Source organism: Streptomyces sp. DSM 120436, from assembly GCF_055778765.1.
Genome location: NZ_JBSKBS010000001.1, coordinates 2,387,460 through 2,407,899, shown reverse-complemented (window position 1 = coordinate 2,407,899; position 20,440 = coordinate 2,387,460). Strand labels below are relative to the sequence as shown.

General features: G+C 65.3%; 22 protein-coding genes and 5 pseudogenes. 13 read left to right on the top strand and 14 right to left on the bottom strand.

The annotated features are described in order from the left end of the window. Positions 1-142: 142 nt before the first annotated feature. The gene (locus ACWH4W_RS11165) at positions 143-919 is read left to right on the top strand and encodes an AfsR/SARP family transcriptional regulator (RefSeq protein ID WP_473075602.1); all 777 of its coding nucleotides are present in this window, start codon (positions 143-145) and stop codon (positions 917-919) included. On the opposite strand, the gene ACWH4W_RS11160 is transcribed toward ACWH4W_RS11165, so the two are convergent. The 6 genes and pseudogenes from ACWH4W_RS11160 to ACWH4W_RS11135 all read right to left on the bottom strand — a co-directional run. After that, entirely contained in the window at positions 895-3,951 is a 3,057-nt protein-coding gene (locus tag ACWH4W_RS11160) for an AfsR/SARP family transcriptional regulator (RefSeq protein ID WP_473075601.1), read from the bottom strand. The two genes, ACWH4W_RS11165 and ACWH4W_RS11160, sit on opposite strands and share 25 nt — an antisense overlap. Before the next feature lie 106 nt (positions 3,952-4,057). Beyond that, positions 4,058-4,168: pseudogene (locus ACWH4W_RS11155) on the bottom strand (SARP family transcriptional regulator); the annotation flags it as partial. A 157-nt stretch (positions 4,169-4,325) separates the two neighbouring features. Further along, positions 4,326-5,564 carry a hypothetical protein gene (locus tag ACWH4W_RS11150; RefSeq protein ID WP_473075600.1) on the bottom strand — a complete coding sequence of 413 codons (1,239 nt, stop codon included), beginning with the start codon at positions 5,562-5,564 and terminating at the stop codon, positions 4,326-4,328. 129 nt (positions 5,565-5,693) lie between these two features. Continuing rightward, a complete protein-coding gene (locus ACWH4W_RS11145; RefSeq protein ID WP_473075599.1) occupies positions 5,694-6,635 on the bottom strand; it encodes a HesA/MoeB/ThiF family protein in 942 nt (313 codons plus the stop codon). Between the two features lie 56 nt (positions 6,636-6,691). Beyond that, positions 6,692-6,832 carry a hypothetical protein gene (locus ACWH4W_RS11140; protein ID WP_386501260.1) on the bottom strand — a complete coding sequence of 47 codons (141 nt, stop codon included), beginning with the start codon at positions 6,830-6,832 and terminating at the stop codon, positions 6,692-6,694. A gap of 416 nt (positions 6,833-7,248) precedes the next feature. Beyond that, positions 7,249-7,472, bottom strand: a pseudogene (locus ACWH4W_RS11135) (dipeptide/oligopeptide/nickel ABC transporter ATP-binding protein); the annotation flags it as partial. Here ACWH4W_RS11135 and ACWH4W_RS11130 point away from each other — a divergent pair. Beyond that, on the top strand, positions 7,366-7,701 hold the full coding sequence (locus tag ACWH4W_RS11130) for an AfsR/SARP family transcriptional regulator (protein WP_473077565.1): 336 nt from the start codon (positions 7,366-7,368) through the stop codon (positions 7,699-7,701). The pseudogene ACWH4W_RS11135 and the gene ACWH4W_RS11130 sit on opposite strands and share 107 nt — an antisense overlap. Then, positions 7,695-7,946, top strand: a complete 252-nt coding sequence (locus tag ACWH4W_RS11125) for a BTAD domain-containing putative transcriptional regulator (protein ID WP_473077473.1) — start codon at positions 7,695-7,697, stop codon at positions 7,944-7,946. Before ACWH4W_RS11130 ends, ACWH4W_RS11125 begins: the two co-directional genes overlap by 7 nt. On the opposite strand, the gene ACWH4W_RS11120 is transcribed toward ACWH4W_RS11125, so the two are convergent. Genes ACWH4W_RS11120 through ACWH4W_RS11110 form a run of 3 tightly spaced genes read right to left on the bottom strand, consistent with a single transcriptional unit; the run spans position 7,897 to position 9,638 of the window. Beyond that, positions 7,897-8,145, bottom strand: a complete 249-nt coding sequence (locus tag ACWH4W_RS11120; protein ID WP_473075598.1) for an integrase core domain-containing protein — start codon at positions 8,143-8,145, stop codon at positions 7,897-7,899. The genes ACWH4W_RS11125 and ACWH4W_RS11120 overlap by 50 nt on opposite strands. Before the next feature lie 54 nt (positions 8,146-8,199). Next, positions 8,200-9,300, bottom strand: coding sequence for an IS30 family transposase (locus ACWH4W_RS11115; RefSeq protein WP_473075597.1), 1,101 nt, complete (start codon positions 9,298-9,300; stop codon positions 8,200-8,202). Between the two features lie 47 nt (positions 9,301-9,347). Then, entirely contained in the window at positions 9,348-9,638 is a 291-nt protein-coding gene (locus ACWH4W_RS11110) for a transposase (protein ID WP_473075596.1), read from the bottom strand. 159 nt (positions 9,639-9,797) lie between these two features. Between ACWH4W_RS11110 and ACWH4W_RS11105 the strand changes: the two genes are divergently transcribed. Together ACWH4W_RS11105 and ACWH4W_RS11100 are read left to right on the top strand one after the other, a co-directional pair. Then, the gene (locus tag ACWH4W_RS11105; RefSeq protein WP_473075595.1) at positions 9,798-10,667 is read left to right on the top strand and encodes an IS5 family transposase; all 870 of its coding nucleotides are present in this window, start codon (positions 9,798-9,800) and stop codon (positions 10,665-10,667) included. 28 nt (positions 10,668-10,695) lie between these two features. Continuing rightward, positions 10,696-11,046, top strand: coding sequence for a hypothetical protein (locus tag ACWH4W_RS11100; protein ID WP_473077472.1), 351 nt, complete (start codon positions 10,696-10,698; stop codon positions 11,044-11,046). On the opposite strand, the gene ACWH4W_RS11095 is transcribed toward ACWH4W_RS11100, so the two are convergent. Further along, positions 11,033-11,278: a hypothetical protein gene (locus ACWH4W_RS11095; protein WP_473075594.1), complete on the bottom strand. Its 246-nt coding sequence runs from the start codon at positions 11,276-11,278 to the stop codon at positions 11,033-11,035. The genes ACWH4W_RS11100 and ACWH4W_RS11095 overlap by 14 nt on opposite strands. Positions 11,279-11,437: 159 nt before the next feature. Here ACWH4W_RS11095 and ACWH4W_RS11090 point away from each other — a divergent pair. The 7 genes and pseudogenes from ACWH4W_RS11090 (at position 11,438) to ACWH4W_RS11060 (ending at position 15,679) form a co-directional block, all read left to right on the top strand. Then, positions 11,438-12,245, top strand: a pseudogene (locus tag ACWH4W_RS11090) (IS5 family transposase). A 71-nt stretch (positions 12,246-12,316) separates the two neighbouring features. Beyond that, positions 12,317-12,607 (top strand): hypothetical protein, encoded by a 291-nt coding sequence (locus ACWH4W_RS11085; RefSeq protein ID WP_473075593.1) that lies wholly within the window; start codon positions 12,317-12,319, stop codon positions 12,605-12,607. A 130-nt stretch (positions 12,608-12,737) separates the two neighbouring features. Beyond that, entirely contained in the window at positions 12,738-13,238 is a 501-nt protein-coding gene (locus tag ACWH4W_RS11080; protein ID WP_473075592.1) for a hypothetical protein, read from the top strand. Continuing rightward, positions 13,231-13,977 carry a hypothetical protein gene (locus tag ACWH4W_RS11075; protein WP_473075591.1) on the top strand — a complete coding sequence of 249 codons (747 nt, stop codon included), beginning with the start codon at positions 13,231-13,233 and terminating at the stop codon, positions 13,975-13,977. Before ACWH4W_RS11080 ends, ACWH4W_RS11075 begins: the two co-directional genes overlap by 8 nt. A 94-nt stretch (positions 13,978-14,071) precedes the next feature. Further along, the gene (locus ACWH4W_RS11070) at positions 14,072-14,407 is read left to right on the top strand and encodes a hypothetical protein (protein ID WP_473075590.1); all 336 of its coding nucleotides are present in this window, start codon (positions 14,072-14,074) and stop codon (positions 14,405-14,407) included. Then, on the top strand, positions 14,397-15,065 hold the full coding sequence (locus ACWH4W_RS11065) for a hypothetical protein (RefSeq protein WP_473075589.1): 669 nt from the start codon (positions 14,397-14,399) through the stop codon (positions 15,063-15,065). Before ACWH4W_RS11070 ends, ACWH4W_RS11065 begins: the two co-directional genes overlap by 11 nt. Continuing rightward, positions 15,062-15,679 (top strand): hypothetical protein, encoded by a 618-nt coding sequence (locus tag ACWH4W_RS11060; RefSeq protein WP_473075588.1) that lies wholly within the window; start codon positions 15,062-15,064, stop codon positions 15,677-15,679. The genes ACWH4W_RS11065 and ACWH4W_RS11060 overlap by 4 nt, the downstream gene beginning before the upstream one ends. 333 nt (positions 15,680-16,012) lie before the next feature. Here ACWH4W_RS11060 and ACWH4W_RS11055 read toward each other — a convergent pair. The 3 genes and pseudogenes from ACWH4W_RS11055 to istA form a co-directional block, all read right to left on the bottom strand. Then, positions 16,013-16,820: pseudogene (locus ACWH4W_RS11055) on the bottom strand (IS5 family transposase). A 561-nt stretch (positions 16,821-17,381) separates the two neighbouring features. After that, positions 17,382-18,179, bottom strand: coding sequence for an IS21-like element helper ATPase IstB (gene istB / locus ACWH4W_RS11050; protein ID WP_473074290.1), 798 nt, complete (start codon positions 18,177-18,179; stop codon positions 17,382-17,384). Then, a complete protein-coding gene (istA, locus tag ACWH4W_RS11045; protein ID WP_473074291.1) occupies positions 18,176-19,426 on the bottom strand; it encodes an IS21 family transposase in 1,251 nt (416 codons plus the stop codon). The genes istB and istA overlap by 4 nt, the downstream gene beginning before the upstream one ends. Positions 19,427-19,671: 245 nt before the next feature. Between istA and ACWH4W_RS11040 the strand changes: the two genes are divergently transcribed. Beyond that, positions 19,672-20,007, top strand: a complete 336-nt coding sequence (locus tag ACWH4W_RS11040) for a hypothetical protein (protein WP_473075587.1) — start codon at positions 19,672-19,674, stop codon at positions 20,005-20,007. A 90-nt stretch (positions 20,008-20,097) separates the two neighbouring features. On the opposite strand, the pseudogene ACWH4W_RS11035 reads toward ACWH4W_RS11040, so the two are convergent. Next, positions 20,098-20,370, bottom strand: a pseudogene (locus ACWH4W_RS11035) (transposase family protein); the annotation flags it as partial. Positions 20,371-20,440: the final 70 nt, after the last annotated feature.

The window sequence follows — 20,440 nt, the reverse complement described above, 5'->3', positions numbered from 1 at the left end:
TCGGCGCCCTGTGAGCCAAAGGCGTGGAGGTCAGCCAGTGATGGGCACCCCTCGCCCAGGACCATGCGGTTTCCATGCAGCATCCGAGCGCTTCGGAACCACAGTGGTCGTCGGCAGATGATCGCTGGCGATGAGGGGCATCATGAACGTGCAACTTCTGGGCTGCATCGAGACCGAGATCCCGGGCCATGGTCCGGTCCAGGTCCCGGGTGGAGCCAATGTGCTGCTGGCTGTCCTGGCCTGGACTCCTGGCAGCCTCGTGCCCGACGAACTGGCCATCGACCGGGTCTGGCAAGACCGTCCGGCTCCCCGGAACCCACGGGACGCCCTGTACGTCGTGGCGACGCGACTGCGCAAGGCGCTGGGTTCCCGGGGTGAGCACGTGATCCGCAGGAACGGCGGATATCTCCTCACGCTCAGCAAGGAGTGCATCGACGTCGCCAGGTTCCGCAGTCTGGTACGGCGGGCGGGCCAGGCTGCTTACGGCGGGGTCGACGAGACGGCGACACGCCTGTACGCCGAAGCCCTGGCTCTGTGGCACGGGGAGCCCCTCTGCGACGTGCGGACCGGCTGGGCCGACGCGGTCAGGGTCGCTCTCAGACACGAGTACCGTGAGGCTCTCGTCGGCGCCGTTCGGCTGGCTCTGCGCTCGGGACGACCCGAGGAATACGTGCCCGCGCTGCACTGGTTCATGGCCGACGACCCGTTCGACGAACAGCTCACCGGTCTGCTAATGCTCGCGCTCGCCCGCAGCGGACGCCGGACCGAGGCACTTGGGCTCTACAGGCTGACGCGCAGCCGTATGGTCGACGTCCTCGGTTGCGAACCCGGCCCTGACCTGCGCGGCCTTCACGAACACCTCCTGTCCGGGGAAGGGACGGCCCGGACACTCCCCTACGCGTCCGCGTCGGCGAAGTAGTCGGCCAGATACCGGTCCACGCGCGCTACTGCTTCCAGGGGCAGCTCATGGCCGTCGACGTCCCATACGCCGCGTGGCAGCTCGGGCAAGGTACGCGGCGCGTCAGCCGGCACGTGCCAGGACAACGCGCAGCGGTGACTCGGCGGGGTGCCGATGCCGTCGAACAGGTCATCCGCCTCTCGACGGACGGCCTCGGCAGCCCCGGTGGCCCCGGCCGCCCCGAGCGCCGCCGCCAGGCTCAGACAGGCCCGTGCCAGCGACATCGACTGCCCGGTGTCCCGCGCCAGCACGGTCGCCTCCTCGGCCGCACGCACGGCGGCATTCACGTCCCCGCGCGCCAGCAGGTTCGCCGATGCGGCGCCGCGCAGTCGCGCCTGGCCGAGGACATCGCTCTCCTCGGCCAGGCGCGAAGCCTGCTGGAGCAGGGAGCGGGTCTTGCCAGTGTCACCCCTCACCTCATGCAGTGCGGCGCGGGTGAACAGCAGGCCGATCAGCCCCGCGGGGTACTCCTTCGGGTCGATCAAGCTCTCGGCCCGGTTGAGAAGGCGGCACACCTCGTGGTGGAGTCCCGCGCGGAGCGCGAGGTGACCGAGCTCCACGAGGCAGTCGACCTGACAGTTGCGGTTCTCCGCCAGGCGGGCGACCGACAGGGCGTCCATGAACGCCAGCCGTGCTGTCACGTCCCGCCCCGCGTCGGCGTGCACCCGGCCCAGGATCTCCAGGGTCAGTGCTTCCGCGTACGGGAAATCCGAGTCCCGGCACAGCGACAGCGATTCCCGCAGCAGTGGTACGGCCTCGGTGAGCCGGCCCTGTCTCTGCCTGATCCGGGCCAGTGTGGCCAGCCCCATCGAGCGCAGGTGCCACCGTTTCGTCGACATGCCGAGCGCGGCGTCCGCCGCCGCCTCGGCCTCGTCAAGGCGGCCGAGGGAGATGTCCAGCGAGGCCATGTTCATCATCATCACCGCCTCGCTGCTCGTGTCACCGAGCGACCGGTACAGGGCGATCGCCTCCTCGTAGCACGGCAGGGCTTCGCGCACCTTGCCCAGGACCTTCAGAGAGACGCCCTTACCCTGGAGACTGATCGCCTCGCCGTGCGGCCACCGCGCGCGACGCGCCGCCGCTTCGGCGTGCTCGTATGCACCGAGCGCTCCGTACAGATCGCCGTCTCGCCATCGCACGTGTCCGAGCGACATGGACATGCACGCCCGACCGACCTCGTCGCCGCATCGCTCCGCCGCGTTCCTGGCGAGGTCGGCGAGGCGTATCCAGTCCGCGAGCGGGCGCCGGTGGTGGAACAGGTCCTGCAGGGCGTCCACCAGCAACCAGGCGTAGCGCACGGGCCCGTGCTCGGCCGCGTAGTTGATCGCCGCCGCGATGTCGTCCCACTCGCCGTCGAACCAGGCGACGGCCTCCTCCTGGGTACCGAACACCTTCGGGGCCGAGCCCGCGACCTCAGGTAGTTCGACTCTGGGCAGGTAGTAGCCCGAAATCCGTGCAGCAGCGACGACACTGAGCAGATAATGGGCGAGGAGGCGTTCCACGGTCGCCCGTCGGGTCGGTTTGTCGTCCTCCAACCGTGCACGCGCACCGGCGTACTCGTGCACCAGGTCGTGCCAGGCCCAACGTCCGGCCCCCCGATCCTGCACCAGGTGCACCCCTTCAGCGAGCCGCAGCAACTCCGCGGAGCGGCGGGCGTCGGTTCCAGCCGCCGCTCCCGCCGCCGCGGCGGAACGTCCCGTTCCTGGCATGAGACCAAGCGAGCGGAAGACCAGCCGGGCCTCCTCGGACAGGGTGTTGTACGACAGGTCCAGTGCCGCCCGGACCGCCACGTTCTCGTCGTGGTCCGCGTGCAGCCGTGCAAGTCGTCCGCAGTCGGCTAGCTCTTCGACATAGGCACGCAGTGCGTCGGGACGCCCTCCGTCCAGCCAGGAACGTGCGATGCACAACGCAAGGGGCAGCCCGTCGCAAAGCGTCACCAACTGCCGTGCGGCATCCGGCTCCGCGGCCACCGCCTCCGCTGCGGCCGCGGAACTCAACAGCCGTAGCGCGTCCTGCGAGTCAAGGAGACTGCATGTGATTCGACGGCCCCCATCCAGGGCCACAAGGGAGCCGAGCGTCTTACGGCTGGTCACCACCGTCATAGAGCCGCCGGACGCTGGTAGCAGGGGGCGCACCTGGGACGCATCGGCGGCGTCGTCCAGGACGACCAGCACCTGGCGATCGGCCAGCAGGCTGCGGTAGAGGGCCTTCTGAGCGTTCAGTCCCAACGGGACGTCTTTCGGGAAGTACCCCATACCCTGCAACAACACCGGAAGCGCTTCCTCCGGTGTCATCGGCTCGGCGTCGTCGAATCCGCGCATGTCAAGAAAGAGTTGGCCGTCCGGAAAGTGCTGTGCGGCGGTGTCGGCCCAGTGAAGTGCCAGCGCACTCTTGCCGATGCCTGCCGGACCGACGACCAGGACGAGGGGTTCCCCCTCGTTTCGACATGCATCCAGATGTGCCAGTTCTCTGTCTCGGCCCACGAAATGGCGTGGCGGCAGAGGAAGCTGGCGTGGCCTGGTGAAACGAAGTCGCCGCTCCCCGATGGCGGATGCCGGCGCGGCCTCTCCGTCACCGTCCGCACTTAGGAAGCGGCGGTACAGGGCGTTGAGCTCAGCGGAGGGCTCCATACCCAATTCGTCCACCATGCGACGCCGCAATGCCGTGTAGACGCCCAGAGCCTCGGCCACACGCCCGTCACGTTTCAGGGCTCGCATGAGCAACGCGTGCGGGCGCTCGCGAAACGGGTACTGTACGACGAACTGCAGGAGCTCACCGATGGCCCGTCGGCAGTCCCCCTCCTCGATCTCCGCCGAGGCCGCTCCCTCAGCGGCAACCAGGCGCAATTCCTCGAGCCGTTGGCGCTCCACCGTCGCAGCGACCGTCGACAGGTCCGGCAGCGGGTCGCCGCGCCACAGACCGAGCGCCGCGCGGTAGCGGGCCGCCGCAGCGGCCCACTCCCGGCGGGCTTCGGCCCTGCCTCCCTGCCCCACCAGCTCCCTCGAACTGCGCCAGGTCGAGGGCGTCCTTGCTCAAGGTTAAAATGTATCCGGGGCTTCGGGTCTCGAGTGACAGTCGCCCCTTCTCACCGAGCGCACGCCGCACCTCGGCCACCAGTGCCCGAACCCGGGCGGCACCGGCCTGCGGAGGCCGATCCTCCCAGAGCTGATCGATGATCCGATCGACCGACACCACGTGATTGGCGTACATCAGCAGCACGGTGCACAAAGCACGTTGACGAGAAGTCAACGCGACCGCATGTCCCTGGACCTCCACCCCGAACGGGCCGAGGAGGTTGAAGCGAACACCGCTACCGATCACGTATCCGAAAGTAGACCAGCAGTGCACAGACAGTCAATGATCATGGTCAGGAGGTGCCCGAGCGTGTCACGGGCCTGACAGTCCGGATGGTGGCCTTGACCGCGGTCCGTACACGAGGGCCGTGCCGCCGCCACCACACGCGCGCCCAGAGAGCCTGGAGTGCCACGAGGACCAGGGTCGTTACGGCGCTGTCTAGCCACAGCACCGGGTTCCCGGAGTTCATGAGCCGGTTCATGGACCTGTTGAGCAACGGCATGGTGACGTCCAGGAATACGTGCAGGCCAACGAAGACGCAGACGGCAGTCCCCAGTGAGGCGACCAGGGCATAGGCTCGGACGACTGTTCGTTCGACAGGGTGCAGGGCGTCAAGTGGATGGATGCCTCGCCACCACCCTGCGGCACGCTTCACCAGATATCGGAGGTACCTCCCGGCGTCGCTGTAGAGATTGCGGCAACCAAACAGGTCCTGGACCACGAAGTACAAGTCCGTACGCATGAAGATCATGCACTGGTTCGCGAAGGAAAGCACCAGTGTCATTACGACGACCGTCAGCAAGGGGGTCCGTGCGCCAAACCCCATGGCCAGGAGGCACCAGCCGCAGATCGCTCCGTTCATCGCGAGACCCGCCAGATACACGGTGAGCCGCTCGCGCCGCCCCTTGAGCCAGATTCCCGAAGCCTCCGTCTGGGCCACCAGGAATTGGAGCCGCGTACCCAGCCGCACCCGTGCCTGGACGCCGGCGGCCCGCGCGGTGATCAGATGCGCGAGCTCATGAAGGCCGATCAGGCACCAGGCGATGATGGACTGCACCACGAGGTTGACCGAGCCGTACTCGGACCACAGCAGACCGCTCCAGGACGGCAGAGGCCGCTCACTCAGCAGGAGTACGGCCAGGCCCACCACTGGCACGGCCAGGACGGCGGCATGCACAGCAGGGCGGAGTGTCCAGCGCAAGCGGCGGCCGTCGAGCCAGGGCAACGGCACACGCCCGTGCGACGCCTGGAACGACCTGTCTCCGATGGCTGCTACAAATCCGACAGTCGTGAGCCCCGCTACGAAGGCGGCGATGTCGAAGTGGCGTCCGGTCTCCACACGCAACCGCTCCTGTGTCTCCCCGACCGTGTGGCCGGACTCCAGCAGCCGCAGTGCGGTCAGACCGACGTGGGGCAGGGCGATGACCTGATCGTTCCCCTGCCGGCCTACGACCCACTCGGCGCGGTCCTGGCGGAACTCCAGCGGATGGAACGAGACCCGGGCGTCAAGCGGAGCCGCCGAACCGGTCACGGGCTGCAGACCTGGCACTCGGGCCGGGCTGGATGCCGGACGTGGACCAGATGGTCGGGGGCAATCAGGTTCACCCCGCGGACGTAGCCGGGGCGGACCCTGGTGACGCCCGTGAGCAATGAGACGGCCTCATGCGCGAGGAGTCTGACCTGAGATGCCGGCCGCGGGGGCCAGCACGCCGATGCCGCCAATGTCTGGCGTCCAGCCGGGCTTGAGCTTCGCTTCCTCGCCCGCCCCGACGCACTCGTAGCACGGCCCGTCCGGACCGTACACGCCCACCGTGGTGAGTGGGCCGCTGTATCCCGCGCACACCCAGGGAGTTCGGGAGTCTGCGCAGACCCGATTGGTCATTTTTGCGATGAGATCATTGCGGGGTTCATCGGCGCACAGGGCGAAAACATCGCAGTTCGCGACGAGTTCGCGCAGGCCGTCCTCGGTGTCAACCTTCCGGACGTCGCAGATGACACGGGCAGCCGAGTTGACCGCGCGTAGACGTTCGGCGGCCACTTCGGCCTTCGGTCTTCCCACGTCCCCTTCCGTGTACAACGCCTGACGCGTGAGGTTGGACTCCTCGACGACATCGTGATCCACCAGGTGAATTCCTCCCACGCCGGTGGCGGCAAGCGCCCAGGCCGTATGGCTCCCGGTGCCACCGAGCCCGAGCACCACGACCCGTGCCTCCTTCAGCCGGCGCTGCGGCTCCCAGGAGCTCATCCCGGGACGGAGATCCACGCGACGAAAGTACGAGTGGTTCCTGCTGTACCGCTCCTTCTCGCGCGCGGACAACCCAGCCGGTTCGCATACGGCCGTGTCCTCGACGTAGCCCGAACGGAACAGAGCGTCCAGCACCTCCCGGACGCCGTCCGGCCCCAGGCTCGGATAGGCCACGAGGAGACGCTTCTCCACCTCCTCGACAGGTGTGACGCCGTCCATGAGCATCAGCGCGTCCCAGCCCCATCCGCCCGTGTCCCGTATCTCCGCCGCCATCCCGTAAACGGCCCCACCGATCCGGATGATGCCGTCCGTGAAACGGTGCGGTGCGTGTTCGGGCTTGACTCGTGGAAACCTCATGGCACCCTCCGACGAAGCCTGTGCCGACGGCGGTTCGACCGCCGGCACAGGACCCACTACCGCGCGACGGCCTTGCTCTCGATGGTCTCGATCTTGTCCAGAAGCCGGATCTCGATGAACTCGCTCGACTCCGTCGGCACCGTCTCGGCACGCTCGGTCTGCGAGTGGAAGGGGTCGACGTGCTCGTTCCGCTCCACGGTTGCTTCCTTTCGCCGGGTTCGATCGCTTACTCGGAAAAGTTTCGACCGCAGCGTTTTCACGTGCCTTTCAAACATCCTTCAGCACACCCTGGCCGGCAATCGCTGGACTCATTACCCGAAGCAAAACGGGGAGGTTCCACATCAGTGGCGTCGCCCCGGCTGTTCTCCAGGCCTGCGCTGCGGTTCCAGGCGTCCGCGAAGGACCGGGCGGCGACCTTCTCGCCGTTTCCGAAGGTCCAGCCGTGCTTGACAGTGATGGTGCAGCCGGCTCCCAGTGGCTTCTGCGGGTCGCACCAGGAGGCCCCCGGCGCTGCGGCTGATATCGTCGCTGCCGCTTCCTGCCGCAGTCCAAAGCGGCTGCCGTCCGGCCTCTTTGGGGACCGGACGGCAGCCGCGGGTGTCGCTCTTGGAAATCAGTCCTTCCCGGCCGACTCCTCCATGGCCTTCAGCGTCGGGTCGAGGACGATGTCCTCGCCGCGGGACTCCGTGGTCGGCTCTCCGGGAAAAGGCACGCCGTCAGGTGGCCCTCGGTGCTGCCCTCGATCCGCACCAGCGGCGGCTCCTCGGTGGCGCACTTGCCCCGCGCCTTCCAGCACCGGATTCGGAACCGGCAGCCGGACTGCGGCGAGATCGGCGAGGTCCGTCACGCCCTCGGCCCACGTGGAGCCGATCTGCTGGCCACCCGGAAACCCGGTTGCATTTTCCGCGTCGCCCCCTCCGAGGTGGACGTGTTCGTCTTTGATTCCCTTATCAGGGAAGGATTGCGGGCACCGGCGCGCGGTAACTGGTCGGAGGCATATCGTCTGCAGGACGATGCTCTCGCCTTGTGCGCGGCGACCCCCTGCCCGACCTGCCCGTCATGGTGACGGACCGCCAATGTCTCCCCGAGCTCCGCATCATGGCCGAGGAGGCCAGGGCAGAGGCGGAGCTGGAACTGGGCCGGTCGCGTTCAGCAGTCGCCGACCTGGTGCGGCTCACAACAGAGCATCCGTTGCGGGAGCGCCCTCACCTGTTGCTGATGCGAGGCTTGAAGTTTCCCCGTGATTTCGGACACGTGATCGTTATGCCGCGAGGGCGTGCTGATGCCGCTGCCTGGTCTCGACCGGGGTGAGATAGCCGAAGGTCTTGTGCTTGCGCAGGCGGCGGCGGTTGCAGAAGGTCTCGATGAAGTTGAAGACCTCCGCGCGGGCGGTGGCCCGGTCGGGCCAGGTGCGGGTGCCGATCTCCTCTTTGAGCAGGGCCCAGAAGCTCTCCGCGGCGGCATTGTCGAAGCATGATCCGGTGCGTCCGCAGCTCTGCCGCAGCCCCAACTCCCGTACTCGTTCCCGGAACTGGGCCGATGTGTATTCACCGGATTCAACCGGTCAAGGCAACACTTTCGGCTGGTGTGCGGAATCCCAGGCACTTGCGTGGACGGTTGTTGAGCTTCGTCGCGATGGCGTCAGGGCCGTCCCGGCTGAACGTCGACAGGTTGGTGCCTTTGGGCAGGTACTGCCGGAGGAGCTTGTTGGTGTTCTCGTTGGTGCCGCGTTGCCAGGGCCACGCGGGGCCGCGAGGAACACGTCGACACCGGTGTCGGCGGTGAGCCGCTTGTGGGCTGCCAGTTCCATGCCGCGATCCCAGGTCAGCGTGCTGCGTAGTCGGGGGTCCATACGTTCGTAGGTTTCGATGAGAGCGGGAACGACCACGGTGGTGTGGCGGCTGGTGAGCTTCACGACTGTGAGGAACCGTGACTTCCGGGCGACCAGCGTGGCGACCTGGCTGTTGTTCGAGCCGATCACCAGATCGCCTTCCAGGTGCCCGGACTCGCTGCGGTCTTCTGCCGCCCGGGGCCGCTCCTCGATCGGCCGGGCATCGGTGATCTGTGAGCGCCACTGGCCTTTCACCGTGTGGTGCTTGTTCTTCCGGATCGGGCGGCCAGTCCGCAGGCGCTTGCACAGCTCGCGCGGGATCACTTTCCAGCGGGTGGTGCAGACCGATCGGTAGATCGTCTCGTGGCTGATCCGCATGACGGGGTCGTCACCGTGATGCCGACGCAGGTGGCCGACGATCTGCTCGGGCGACCACTCCTCTTCCCGCAGCCTCACCACCGTCTGCCTCAGCACGGGTCTGCGGGCGAGGAGGCACCGCTTCGGGCGTCGAGCGCGGTCAAGTGCGCGCTCCCGTGCAGCAATTGCCCGGTAAGCGTCGCGTCCGCCGTTGTTGACTTCACGGCTGATCGTCGACACCGCGCGTCCCAGGAGGCCGGCGATCGTTCGGTAGGACTCACCGGCACAGAGCCGGCGCGAGATTCCCTCCCGCTCGTCCATGGTCAGGCTTCCGGACCGTGTCTTGCGGGATTCAGGAGCGATCCCTCCGTGGTGCTTGAGGACGGTGAACACCGAGCCCGGCGGCTTACCGATCTGCCTGGAGATGACGCTGATCGACTCCCCGGCCCTCCACCGTCGCCACAGGTCGGCCTTCATCTCGTCCGACATCCCCGGCCGACCCAGTCTCGCCACGTATACCGCCCTCAACCAGCACTGTTGCTCTGACCGGTTGAATCTAAGGTCGCTTTTTTCAGGATCTCGATCGTCTGCTGCTGTTCGCGGACCTCCCTGCGCAGCCGCTTGAGTTCCTCGTGCTCGGCGCTGGTCAGCTCACCGGACTCGCCCTCGCCCCGGCGATACCAGCCGCGCAGGGACTCCGAGCTGATACCGAGCTCCCGAGCAACAGCGGTGACCGTCTTGCCCGAGGAATCCACGAGCGCGATCGCGTCCCGCTTGAACTCCTCGGTGTACCTCTTCGTGTACTTGCTTCCCACCTGGTGCTACTTCCTCTGAAACCACTCAGGTCCCAGTCTCCAGGTGTCCACGATCAAGGGGAAGCTTCAGCTTGTGGCAGGACGGCCGTACCCCAGAAGCCCTAGGCCGTGTTTTGAAAGTCGGCTTCGCTCCCCGTCCCGCATCGTGATGATTTCGGTGTGGGGCGAGGGGATCTTTCTGACGAGCAGTGGTCGGTGCTGGAACCGTTGTTGCCGGTCGCGGTGTTGGGCAGGCCGTCGGTGGGTCGCCGGAAGCTGATCGATGGGATTCGCTGGCGGGTGCGGACGGGTGCTCCCTGGAGGGATCTGCCGCGGGAGTACGGACCGTGGCAGACGGTCTACGGACTCTTCCGCCGCTGGCAGCGCGACGGCACCTGGTCCGAGCTGCTGACCAGACTGCAGGCCCAGGCAGACGCGGCAGGGCTGATCACCTGGGAGGTCAATGTCGACTCCACGATCTGCCGGGCCCATCAGCACGCCGCAGGTGCCCGCCGTGACGGACAGACTCAGAAGGAGCCGCCTGGCGGTATCCGCAACGAGCCCGACGATCATGGACTGGGCCGGTCCCGGGGAGGGTTCACCACCAAGATCCACTTGGCCTGCGAACAAGGCCAGCGGCCGCTCTCCTTGCTGGTCACCGCCGGACAGCGCGGCGACAGCCCCCAGTTCACGGCCGTTCTTGAACGCATCCGGGTGCCTCGAATCGGACTGGGACGTCCGCGAGTCCGTCCGCTGCGCGTGCGGGGAGACAGAGCCTATTCCTCCCGCGCCAACCGGTCCTATCTGCGCAAGAGGGGGATCCGGTGCACGATCCCGGAGCCGGCCGATCAGGTCAGGAACCGCAAGCGACGTGGGAAGGCCGGCGGACGGCCTCCAGCCTTCGACCCCGAGGACTACAAGGCTCGGCACGCTGTCGAGTGCGGGATCAACCGGCTCAAGCGCAACCGGGCGGTGGCCACACGGTTCGACAAACTCGCAGTCCGCTTCGAGGCCACCGTCCAGATCGCCGCGGTAGGCGAATGGCTGTGACGTGTCGGATGCGTCGGCCCCGCATGCCATGCTGACCGCGACCAAGTCGAGCGGAGCGAGAGGAAACACGCTGATGGGCGCTCGGTACTACGGTGCCGACAGTGAGAACGGCGACCGCATCGACGACCCTTCCGAGGACGCGCTGTTCATGATGATCAGCGACCTCAACGACTCCGACAACACCTTCGTGGTCGTCCAGCCCGACGAGGACGACCCCGTTTGGTTCGCCTCGGTGGCCGTGCTGGACGAAGGCCGCTACGAGGTCGTCCGCCGCGACACCACGCGAAACGAACACGAGGTGACCACTTTGACCAGCATCAACGGCATCGCTCGCGACCTCACCATCTGGATGGTCGCCCGCAGTATCAGCGCTCGCTAGCCCTGATCTCACCCTGGCGTCGAACCTCTGCAGCCTGCTCCCGGGCCACTGCTGCCTCTGCTCTGGCTCTGACCCGGTCCTCCTCGAAGACCAGCACGCAAGCCAACGCGTCCAAGGCCTCGGCGATCCTCTCCCGCCAGTCAGCGAACTCGACGGAGTCCGCATCGGACGGCTGCTGCGACTTCACAGAGCGGAGATGACGCAGGGCGTGCTTGAGTACGGGGTCAACCACAAGGCTTCTTTCGATTGACACGAGGTCGACCCCATCGTGCACCACTTTCAAAACACGGCCTAGGTGAATGAGTCCAATGAACCTCTTTCATCCTGTGCTGGCGGGTGAAACGGGCTGGTCAGCTGGTGTGGTGACGAGGCAGGGCCCCTCGTCGTTGGTGTGGTGATTCCACTCAGCACACCGGCGACCGAAGGGGCCCTGTTGGTTTCCGTATCCTGCCACGCTCGACGTCCCGCACGAGCTCGTCGAGCATGTCTCGTGGCTGCTGTACGAGCACCGCCGGACCCGCAACACCCGCTGGCGCAAGCTCGGCTGCTTCGACCAGGCACTGCTCACGCTGGTCCACCTACGCAAGAACGAGACGTTCGCCCAGCTCGGCGCCGGGTTCGGGATATCGCAGGCCACCGCCTGGCGGTACGTCGACGAAGCCCTGGAGGTGCTGGCTGCCTGGGCTCCCGGCCTTCATGAAGCCCTCACCGGTCTCGGTGAGGGCGACCATGTCGTCGTTGACGGCACTCTGATCCCCATCGACCGCGTCCGCGCGGACGAACCGTACTACTCGATGAAACACCGCAAGCACGGCATGAACGTGCAGGTCATCGCCCGCCCCGACGGCACCCCGCTGTGGTTCTCCCGCGCAACGCCGGGCAGAACCCATGACCTGACCGCGGCCCGGGCCCACGGCATCGTGCAAGCCTGCCTCACCCGGCAGATCCTTGTCCTGGCCGACCGCGCCTACCAGGGTGCCGGCGCCACCTTCCGCACCCCCTACCACCACCACAGCGAACAGCCCGAGCACTACCAGCAGTTCAACCGCAACCACGCCCGACTGAGAGCCCCCGGCGAACGCGCCTTCGCGCAGTTGAAATCCTGGCGGCTGCTTCGACGAGCCAGATGCTCCACGCGCCGCACCGGCACCATCGTCCAAGCCGTTCATACACTGCTGACCTGCAACTATTCAGGATGAAAGAGGTTACTGACCGTCCTTCCTCTTGGCCCAGATCCAACACTTACTCCGGGCAGCTTGGAATCCTCTACATGGCAGACTTGACCGTCGATCTTGCACTTCTGAGGAAGTCCGCAAAGCAACTCAAAGCAATTCAAAAGGAATTCAGCAACCTCGGCGAGTGGAAGGGTGAGATCACCTCCGCAGTCGGGGCCACTGAACTCAAGAGCGCCATGACGGACTTCATCGACAACTGGGATGACAACAGGAAGCGTCTACTTGAGTCGTTGGAGAACGTTGGAAAGATGGTTGAGGCGACACGCGAAGCTTTCCAAGGGCTTGACGACGAGTTGGCCAAAACCGGCAAGAAAAAAGACAAGTAACGACTTCATCTGATTACTTCATACAGCCCCTGAGGGACAAATAATGGCAAGGCCTAAGGACTGGCATCCACTACGCGAGAGCGACCCAGTACCTGGCGATCCAATTGAGATCCGCGAACAGGTCAAGCACATGAAAAAGATCGCCGAGTATTTACGCACTCAGGCGGAGGCGCTTACCGCCATGGCGGATGCCGACAACCTGAAAGGTAAATATGCCGACGAACTGGCCGAGAACGCCCGTGGGCTGGGACGCAAACTCGATCTAGCAGAAGATCGCTATCGCGAGGTAAAGGGACACCTATCCAACTGGGCTGATGAGCTGGAGGAATTTCAAAAGAAGGCGGACAAGGCACTCAGTGATGCCCAGGACGCCCAACGGTCCATTGAAATCCGCTCCAAGAGCGACGATCAATCCTCTGACAACAAAAAGAAAGACGAGGGAGGCAGATCCGACGAAGACCCGGTCCTTAAACAGGCCAAGGAAGACCTCGAGGACGCCCGTAATCGCCTTAACTCGGCAGAGGAGGGCTACCAGGAACGCTCCGGTCACTTTGCCAGCAAAATTAGGTCGTCCATCGATGACGACATGAAGGACAGACTGGTGGAACGATATCAAGGGCTGGGTGGCTGACGCAGACTGGCTGGGAGAAATCGCTGAATGGGCCAGCAAGGTGGCAACTCTTGTCGGCGTCGTGGCTATGTTCTTCCCTGCCGTGGGCGTGATTGCGTTTGCCCTCACCGTTGTCGTTGCGGCTATCCACATCACACAGGCCGTCACCGGAAACGGGTCTTGGTTCGACGTGGTGATGGACCTTGGTGCACTAAAATTGGCGCGTAACGGATTGAAGGCGGCGAAGGCCGTCAAAGCTTTGCAGCAAAATTCGCGCAAGACAGCAGCTGGTCTAGCTAAACAAAAGTCTACCGCGCAGGCCGCCCAGACCAACGCAGGGGCTCGGAAAACTGCGGCCAGAGCGGAAAGAAGGCGCGGCGGTACATCACGGAAGAACCGCGAGCGCGCCCGAGCCAAACGGTTGCGCCTAGAGGGCGAGAACCGCACTGCAGGGAAGCGTGCCGCCGATGAGGTGCGCGATTCCGAGATGCCTCAGATCACCGCGCGGGAAAAGACCAGCGCCATCGGCGACAGGAACCTTGCCCAGCAGGTGAAGGACATTAGAAAATGGCGTGACACGTACCCGGACAGCGCCGAACTCGCCTCCAACGCCAGTCAAGCTCAGCGCCACAAAGACGTGGTCCAGGGCTCATGGGCTGTTTCCACTGGATTGGACGTAGCGGACAAGGGCGCGGACTCCTTGATCAATGATGGTTACAGAAGAATGAAGGACCGCATGACCGCGCCCGTAGGGTCCTAATGGTGAAGGAGTTCCGATCGATGAAAGAACCTCGTAGACCAGAGCAGCAGACCAAGCGGTTCCTTGGCTCCCATACGGCGTCGCAGGCGTCAAGGTGGTCTTCGTCCTGGCCGTCTTCCGCGTGCTGGCCGGCCCCTTCACCGGGGACATCTTCGGGGAAGAGTTGCTACCCATGCCCACCTGGGAGTGGGCCCTGTGTTCTGTCACACCGGTGGTTCTCCTCTGGCTGGCACACCGCCCGGCCGACTGGGAGACACTGTCCGGTGAGCGGATGTTCCTCAGAATCGCGCTGACGTTCTACCTGCTCTACGCGTTGGCGTTCGCGCTGTTCCAAGGTGAGTGGATCCTCTGGCTGGGGGTGGCCGCGAGCCTTGGCGGGTTGGCAGGAATTCACTACCTCGACCGCAGGAAGTCCGTTCATGACCACTGAGCAGACCGCTGCGGCGGATGAAATTAGCAAGCCTGCGAGAGGTTACCGCCTTTTGCTACCTTCCCAATGGTCTCAAGTACCTCTACGTCAGGGCACAGAAGAAGCTGTCAACCGCATCCTCGCGGACGTGTTCTCGCGCATTCCGAAAGACGCACCCCCGGACAAGATCGAACCTTACAAAAAGGAAATCGCGAAACGACTTCGAAACTCCGTTGTCCAGGCTCAGCAGAGAAACGGACTCGATCTATATATTCCGGTGAAGCCTATGGGTGATCAAGAATTTAACCTCGGCGCGTCAATTCTCGTGACGGAAACTACCCTACCGGAAAGAGAACGGGGAGCAACGTACGCAAATCCCACTGATCTGGTGGTTCAATTGCTATCCCGAGAGGGTTTGAACGCTGATCTCAGTTCTGGTGAGGTCGACGGTGCAGTCGCTGTCCGGCGTGAGTTCATGGCAGAGGCAGATTCCAACCATGGAGTAGAGGTTGCCTCTCGCCGTGTCGAGTACATCGCATCTATCCCCGGGGATCCTGCCCGGTGGCTCGTGGCCGCCTTCTCGACGGTCGGAGGAGGGGACCCGAGAGATGAACTGGCAGAGGTTCTCGTCGAGTGGTTTGATGCAGTTATGGCAACCTTTCGCTGGAGGGTTGAATGAGCAGCGTTTTCTGGCCAATCATCGACATTGAATACGTCGACCCCTACCCATGGGTAATTATCCCTCCACGGTCAGGCGCCTCAGCTCCCTTCGAGGAATGGGATGACATCAAATCCTGGTGTTTGGAACGGGCCGAGGACCTGTGGGCGGATCGAGAACTCGATCCAGGCCCCAGGGGCGTGGAGTTCGTAGGTAATACCCTGGCGCGTTGCGCCAAATCCTTCTGCCCTCCCGGGTCGGACCACTGGCTGTTTCTACATCTTGACCATCCAACAGATGTCCCGCTCCCGGTCTGCGCAGCAATCGGCCCGGCGAAAGAACCGCGCTACCCGACCCTGCGCGCTCTGACCGAGGCAGACGACCCGAACGCCGTGGAGCCACCTGTGGTGAAGCCCTTTCGCTCCGAATACCTGGGCGAGGGTATGACAACGTTCCGGTACGTAACTCAGGAAGATTCGCCGCATGTACTGGCCTGTGTGCGATATGCGTGGCAAGTAACTGAACATGAAGCGGATGTAGTTGTCTGGACGGCCACCGAAGACGTTGCCAGGATCATGCACGCTGCTGCTGACCTGGAAGAACTGGCACGTTCACTCGCCATCTTCATTCCTTGAAATCGATCGCTTGACCGTTTACCGGATCCGATGGGCTTTCTGATTGCGCCATCGCTCCGGTGAGGAGTGAGCTTCGCCATACAAGATGGCAAGCCATTAGAGGAAACTATTGAGCGATGGGGTGCAAGAAAAACCTCACAAGTTCGAACGCCAGCCCGAAGCTACGATCGCCTGTGTGAGGGACCGACTACACTGGCGAAACTGCGCCTTTTCACTGGGACGTCCTCCATCTTCCTGGTGAGGATCGCAGGGGATTTTCCACTCTCTGTAAAGGAGGTCGCCCACTGGATTCAACGCATCATTTTGACTACAGCCGCCCTCACTGAACCTCTTTCATCCTGAATAGTCGCAGGTCAGTAGTACGTGGATGGCTTGGACGGTGCGGCTGATACGGCGGGTCGAGCAGCGTGCTCTGCGTATGATGTGCCAGGACTTGAGTCGGACGAAGGCGCGTTCGCCGGGGGCTCTCAGTCGGGCGTGGTTGCGGTTGAACTGCTGGTAGTGCTCGGGCTGTTCGCTGTGGTGGTGGTAGGGGGTGCGGAAGGTGGCGCCGGCACCCTGGTAGGCGCGGTCGGCCAGGACAAGGATCTGCCGGGTGAGGCAGGCTTGCACGATGCCGTGGGCCCGGGCCGCGGTCAGGTCATGGGTTCTGCCCGGCGTTGCGCGGGAGAACCACAGCGGGGTGCCGTCGGGGCGGGCGATGACCTGCACGTTCATGCCGTGCTTGCGGTGTTTCATCGAGTAGTACGGTTCGTCCGCGCGGACGCGGTCGATGGGGATCAGAGTGCCGTCAACGACGACATGGTCGCCCTCACCGAGACCGGTGAGGGCTTCATGAAGGCCGGGAGCCCAGGCAGCCAGCACCTCCAGGGCTTCGTCGACGTACCGCCAGGCGGTGGCCTGCGATATCCCGAACCCGGCGCCGAGCTGGGCGAACGTCTCGTTCTTGCGTAGGTGGACCAGCGTGAGCAGTGCCTGGTCGAAGCAGCCGAGCTTGCGCCAGCGGGTGTTGCGGGTCCGGCGGTGCTCGTACAGCAGCCACGAGACATGCTCGACGAGCTCGTGCGGGACGTCGAGCGTGGCAGGATACGGAAACCAACAGGGCCCCTTCGGTCGCCGGTGTGCTGAGTGGAATCACCACACCAACGACGAGGGGCCCTGCCTCGTCACCACACCAGCTGACCAGCCCGTTTCACCCGCCAGCACAGGATGAAAGAGGTTCAATGAGCCTTTTCAGCTTGGCCACCGATCGGGTGACGGGGCTGTTGGCGGGGGCGGGCCGCAACGCATGAGGCCCCCGTGACTGTTGAGGGAGTGGTCGAAGCCTCACGCCCTGGTCGAGTGGGCCACGATGCTCATCGTCACCGTGAGGGTGAGTGCCGCTGCGAGCTCCCGCCGCACCTCCTTGCCCACATCGCCGCGGCCTTCGGAATGTTTGCGGCCACCAGGGAACCGCCTCTTGCGGGGGAAACGCGTCAAACCTGTGTACCAATCTGGTGCCGATGCCCAGATTGCCGAGGTGACGCGGGTGTCCACACAGGATGATCACCTTGCTCTGCACGTTTACTTGGCTTCTGACTGCACTTCGGGGGACCCTTTGTACCGCTTCACTCGCCGCACTGGCAGTGCTCTTGTCGGTAACGGCGCAATCGTGGACCAGAGGCAGCGGATGAAAAGTGGACCGCTTGTCAGTTGATGTTGGTCATTCCCTGGTGTTGGCGGCGGGGACCCGTCCGAGGTCGCGGCCGCGCATGCGGTAGCTGTCTCCCTTGAGGGAGACGACTTCGGCGTGGTGGACGAGGCGGTCGATCATGGCGGCGGCGACGGTGTCGTCGCCGAAGACCTCGCCCCAGCGGCCGAAGGGTTTGTTGCTGGTCACGATGACCGAGGCCCGCTCGTAGCGGCCCGAGATGAACTGGAAGAACAGGTTCGCGGCCTCGGGCTCGAAGGGGATGTAGCCGACCTCGTCGACGATGATCAGCGGGATCCGGCCGAGCCGGACCAGCTCGTCGTCCAGGCGGCCGGTCTCGTGGGCCTTCGCGAGGCGGGCGACCCACTCGGCGGCGGTCGCGAACGCGACCCGGTGACCGGCCTGACAGGCCCGGATCCCCAGACCCGTGGCCAGGTGCGTCTTGCCCGTGCCGGGCGGGCCGAGGAAGATCACGTTCTCCTTGCCCGCGACGAAGTCGAGGGTGCCCAGGTGGGTGATCGTCTCCCGTTTCACCGACCGCTGGTGCTCGAAGTCGAAGTCCTCGAGCGACTTGCGGGAAGGGAACCGGGCCGCGCGGATGCGGCTCTCGGCGCCGTGCGCGTCGCGGGCGGCGACCTCCCGCTGCAGACAGGCCGCCAGATACTCCTCGAAGCCCCACTGCTCGGCCTTCGCCCGCTCCGCCAGCCGGGAGGCTGCCTCCCGCAGGGCCGGGGCTTTGAGGACCCGGGTCAGATAGGCCAGTTCGGAGGTGACGTCCCGGCCTGACGAGGTGGCCGTGGTGGTGGTCATGCGATCTCCTCCTCCTTGCCGAGGCCGCCCTCGATGACGCCGAAGATCCGGTCGTAGGTGTCCAGCGACCGCTGTTCGACCTCGACCTCACCGTCGTCGGCGGCGGGTTCCTTGCAGGCCGCCAGGCGGGCGGCGCCGGCCGCCGCGGAGTGGGCGGGGTCGGTGATGCTCTGGTGGCGGGCCCAGCAGCGGACGTGCCGGGCGACCTCGGTGCCCTCGCAGAACACCAGGACCTCGTCCAGGCCGGCCTTGACCTCGATCCGGCGGCCGATGGCGAGAGGGTGGACGGAGTAGTCGCAGGTGTCGACACGGACGTAGTGGTCGCGCGGCAGCCGCAGCGACGTGCGCCACCAGCCCGGCGGATCGACCGGCGGCAAGGGCAGCATCCCCGCCCGATCCGCGTCGATGCGGTCGACGGGACGCGCCTGCAGAGTGCGGTGGACCCGGCGGTTCGCCCGCCGCAGCCAGTCCTCCAGCTGAATGTTGAAGTCGGTCGGCGAGGCGAACACCCGCCCGGGCAGGAACGAGGTCTCCAGATAGCCGTTGGCCCGCTCGACCAGGCCCTTCGCCTCCGGATCACCCGGACGGCACTGGATGATCCGGATTCCCAGCAGTCCGGCGAACGCGGCGAAGTCCTCCGTCAGCCGCGGCCGCCCGCCCCGCCAGGAACCGACCGCACCCTCGTTGTCCCAGACCAAAGCCCTGGGAACCGCTCCGAGCCCTGACAGCAGCCGCCAGTGCCCCGCGATCAGATCCGCAGCCGACCGGGTCGGCAGCATCCTCGCCATGATCCAGCGCGAGTAACCGCTGACCATCACCAGGACCGGTGGGCTGCCGGTCTGCCCGAACCCCAGCGGAATCTCCGCCGACGGGAACCACAGATCGCACTGGACCAGCTCACCCGGCTCATAAGCCGTCCTGGACGCCGGGTCCGCCGGAACATAGTCCCGGCGCAGGTCCCGCAGCCGGTCCCGCAGGACCGTCATCCCCCGCTGCCAGCCAATCCGCTCGGCCACCACCGTTGCCGGCATGTCCGGCCAGACCTCGAGCAGTTCCCTGATCCTCGGCTCGACCTCATCCACGACCGATCCCTTCGAGGCCCGCTCGTACTTCGGCGGCCGGTCACTGGACACCGCCCGCCGCACCGTCGTCCGCGAGATCCCGAGCTTCCGAGCAATCGCTCTGATCGGCATGCCCTCGGACCGGTGCAACCGGCGGATCTCCGCCCAGTCCTCCACGCTGATCACCCTTCCTCCCTGCCTGGCTCAACGAGCCAGACGGTTCAGACGGGCCACTTTTCATCCGTTGGAGGTGGCACGTTTTCAGGCGTTGCCGACATGCTCTGACTGCCGTCGCGCTGATTACCGGTATGGCATCCGCTTGCTCTGACTCGCCTACGGTGTCCAAGGCTTCGCAGTCCGAGAAGGCGGGGAGCTCCGCCGCGGCTCCCACAGCTCAGCCGCCCTCCCAGTCCGGCAGGGAGCAGTTGGACATGGAAGCTCGCGACTTGCTCAACATGGCGGATCGCCTGGAGTCGGATGAGGCGGGCTTGGTCTCGGCCGGTTCCCTCGCGGTGCCCGGAGAGAACCTGGACGAAACCATCAAGTCGGGCACGGCCCTGCGGGTGGAGGTGGCGTGCGCAGGGGAGGGCACGGTCACCTTCACGGTCGTCTCAGGCGCCGCCAAGACAGCTAAGCGCGTCGACTGCACGCAGCCGATGACGAACGGGTTCGACTTCACCACGGCCGGGCCGAGTCTCGCGATCCAGGCGGACTCACCCGAGGAAGATAGGGTAGGCACCGCCTACATAATGGGCCGCATCTCCTAATTTGTCCCAGCTGACAGCCCCGGTCGCCCTGGTTTCGGATGCGGAGCACGTCCCGCAGCGCGCCGGCCAGGTCACGCAGGTCATTTGGGGCCGCGAGCGCTCCAGGGTGAGGATGGCCTTGGCGATTGACGTCATGCGGTTCGGGCTGCATCGCGATCTTCGGAAGATTCGCCAGGACTTGAGTCGTGCCATGCCGCGTTCGACGGGTGCTCGGGAGGCGGCGAGGGCCCGGTCGATCGTCTGCTGAGTCGGGGTCAGTTGCCTGCCGGACGGTCGTTTGCGTCCGGTGGTGACCCAGGGGCCGGCGCCCGCATAGGCACGGTCGGCCAGGATGAGGACGCCCTGGCGTTCGCAGATCCGGACAAAGCCATTATCGATCAGACGGGGGAAGTGGCACGAAAACGGCCGGTTCCCCGCGCCTGGGGAGGCACCG